Below are 2479 nucleotides of genomic sequence, written 5' to 3'. Positions count from 1 at the left end.
GCCGAAGACCGCGGACTCCTGCGTGAACCGGTCACCGGTCAGCTGCATGCCGTCACCGGAGTCGCCGGCGAACCTGATGATCACGCGATCGAGCTGCTTGACCTGCTTGGTCACCTCTCGCCTGCTTCCTGTGCTACGTCCACTTGGCCGCGGGTCCGCGCGGCACGCCTTCTCCACGATAGTCCGCGGATCCAGTCCTGCGTGACGTGTCTTTCCCCACGGACGCCACCCAGGTGTGGTACCCACCGCCGGATGCGGCATGAGGACCGGCCGTCCTGTGCCTGTCGGGCCACGGAGCAGCCGGCGTCACCCGGTCTCGTGAACCCGCGCACCCGCCGATGCGGCGGCGCGCAGGAAGCGTGGCGACTCCCAGCCCTGGTCGGTGAAGGCCGCCGTGACGGACGCGGTCACGGTCTGCTCGTCCTCCGCTCGCACGAGTGCGATCGCGGACCCGCCGAACCCGCCGCCGGTCATCCGCGCCCCGAGCGCGCCGGCGTCGAGGCTGGTCTCCACGGCTGCGTCGAGCTCGCGGCAGGAGACCTCGAAGTCGTCCCGCAGTGACGCGTGCGAGGCGGTCAGCGCCGCGCCGAACGCCGTGTGGTCCCCAGCTGTCAGGGCGCCCACGGCGGTCGTCACCCGATCCATCTCGGTGAACACGTGGCGGGCCCGGCGCACCACGACGGGATCACCGGCGAGCCGGTCGAGGGCGGCCGCGTGGTCGACCACGTCGGCGAGGGTGGTGACGCCGAGCGTCCGGGCGGCTGCCTCGCAGGCGCCTCGCCGGTCGCCGTACCTCCCGTCCCCGAGGGCGTGCCGCACGCGGGTGTCGACGACGAGCAGCCGCAGAGCGGCGTCCTCGGGACGCCACGGGACCTGCTCGGTGGCCCAGGTGGTGCAGTCGAGGAGGAGGGCGTGCCCGGGCGTGGCAAGCAGGGAGACCGCCTGGTCCATCCCGCCGGTGGGGGCGCCGGCGACCTCTGCCTCCGCTCGCATGCAGTCCCGCAGCAGCGCGCGCCGGTGCTCGGGCGTGTCCGCGATCCCCACCGCGGTGCTGACGGCCAGCGCCACCGAGCACTCCAGCGCGGCCGAGCTGGACAGGCCGGCACCGAGGGGCACGCGCCCGTCCACCATCAGGTCGAGGCCCGGCAGGTGCACCCCTCGCTGGTGCATCGCCCACACCGTCCCCGCGACGTACGCCGCCCAGCCGTCCACGGCTCCCGGACCGAGAGTCGCGAGATCGCCGGACCAGTCGTCGTCACGCTGGGCGCTCGAGACGGTGACCACGTCGTCGTCACGGCGGCGCACGGCGGCGTACGTCGCGTGGGGGAGCGCGAGGGGCAGGCACCGGCCGCCGTTGTAGTCCACGTGCTCACCGATCAGGTTCACCCGGCCCGGAGCCGAGGCGACGGCGTCCGGCGGCGCACCGTGCCGGGAGGCGAACGCCTCGGCGAGACGGCGCGCGACCCCGGCCGGCTCCCCGGGGTCGAGGAACGTCGGCTCGGGCGGAGTGGCGGGCACCGCCGTGCTCAGCGGTAGTTGGTGAACTGCACCGCGAAGTCGTAGTCCTGCCCCTTGACCAGCGCGATCACCGCCTGCAGGTCGTCGCGCTTCTTGCTGGAGACGCGCAGCTCGTCGCCCTGGATCTGCGCCTTGACGCCCTTGGGGCCCTCGTCGCGGATCAGCTTGGAGATCTTCTTGGCGTCCTCGGAGGTGATGCCCTCCTTCAGCGCGACGCCGATCTTCGACTGCTGGCCGGACTGCTTGGGCTCGGAGGCGTCGAGCACCTTGAGCGACACGTTGCGCTTGACGAGCTTCTGCTTGAAGACGTCGAGGACGGCGCTGGCGCGGTCGTCGGCGGAGGCGCTGATCTCGATGGCCTCGTCACCCTTCCACTCGATCGTGGCGCCGGTGCCCTTGAAGTCGTAGCGGGTGGCGATCTCCCGCGCCGTCTGGCCGAGCGCGTTGTCGACCTCCTGGCGGTCGATCTTGCTGACGATGTCGAACGACGAGTCGGCCATGTCTCCTCCGGTTTTTCTCCCAGTGCGGTCAGCCGCTATTCTTTCGTCCTGTTCCTGCCCGGCCAAACCGGGTGGCGAGCACGGCAGGTTGCCCGAGCGGCCAATGGGAGCGGACTGTAAATCCGTCGGCTTTGCCTTCGAAGGTTCGAATCCTTCACCTGCCACATACAGGAGAAGGGCCCCTGACCAGCACAAACACTGGTCAGGGGCCCTTCTCCGTTGTCCGGCTGAGGTCCGGGCGCCGGGACACCCCCTCGCATCCCGATCACCCCTCGCTCTCAGACTTCCGGGAGCGCCTCGATACGCGAGGTCCGGATGGCTTCGCTGAAGCTGGCAAAGTCGCGGTCGTTCTGCTCTGCATATCGTTGGGAGAAGTCCGTGATCGCCCGGTCGAAGGCGTCGTCCGGCCCCAGGTACGCGGCGATGGCCACCGGGTCGCCGGAGCGGGCATGTGCGCGGGC

3 protein-coding genes and 1 tRNA gene are annotated in these 2479 nt (G+C 71.0%); 1 reads left to right on the top strand and 3 read right to left on the bottom strand.

Annotation, left to right across the window (positions count from 1 at the left end; all coding sequences use genetic code 11):
- Positions 1 to 306 precede the first annotated feature (306 nt).
- Entirely contained in the window at positions 307 to 1518 is a 1212-nt protein-coding gene (gene galK, locus VLF38_RS04035) for a galactokinase (protein ID WP_325269999.1), read from the bottom strand.
- A gap of 8 nt (positions 1519 to 1526) precedes the next feature.
- Positions 1527 to 2018: a YajQ family cyclic di-GMP-binding protein gene (locus tag VLF38_RS04030; protein WP_325269998.1), complete on the bottom strand. Its 492-nt coding sequence runs from the start codon at positions 2016 to 2018 to the stop codon at positions 1527 to 1529.
- Between the two features lie 82 nt (positions 2019 to 2100).
- Here VLF38_RS04030 and VLF38_RS04025 point away from each other — a divergent pair.
- Positions 2101 to 2182: transfer RNA gene (locus tag VLF38_RS04025), tRNA-Tyr, on the top strand.
- Between the two features lie 114 nt (positions 2183 to 2296).
- Here the strand turns inward: VLF38_RS04025 and VLF38_RS04020 are convergent.
- Positions 2297 to 2479: DUF2252 family protein (locus VLF38_RS04020; protein ID WP_325269997.1), on the bottom strand; the 183-nt coding region annotated here is incomplete at its 5' end.

This window comes from Nocardioides sp. (assembly GCF_035481145.1).
Lineage (GTDB): Bacteria > Actinomycetota > Actinomycetes > Propionibacteriales > Nocardioidaceae > Nocardioides.
The sequence above is the reverse complement of the archived record's forward strand: the minus strand, read 5'-3'. Positions and strand labels throughout refer to the sequence as shown.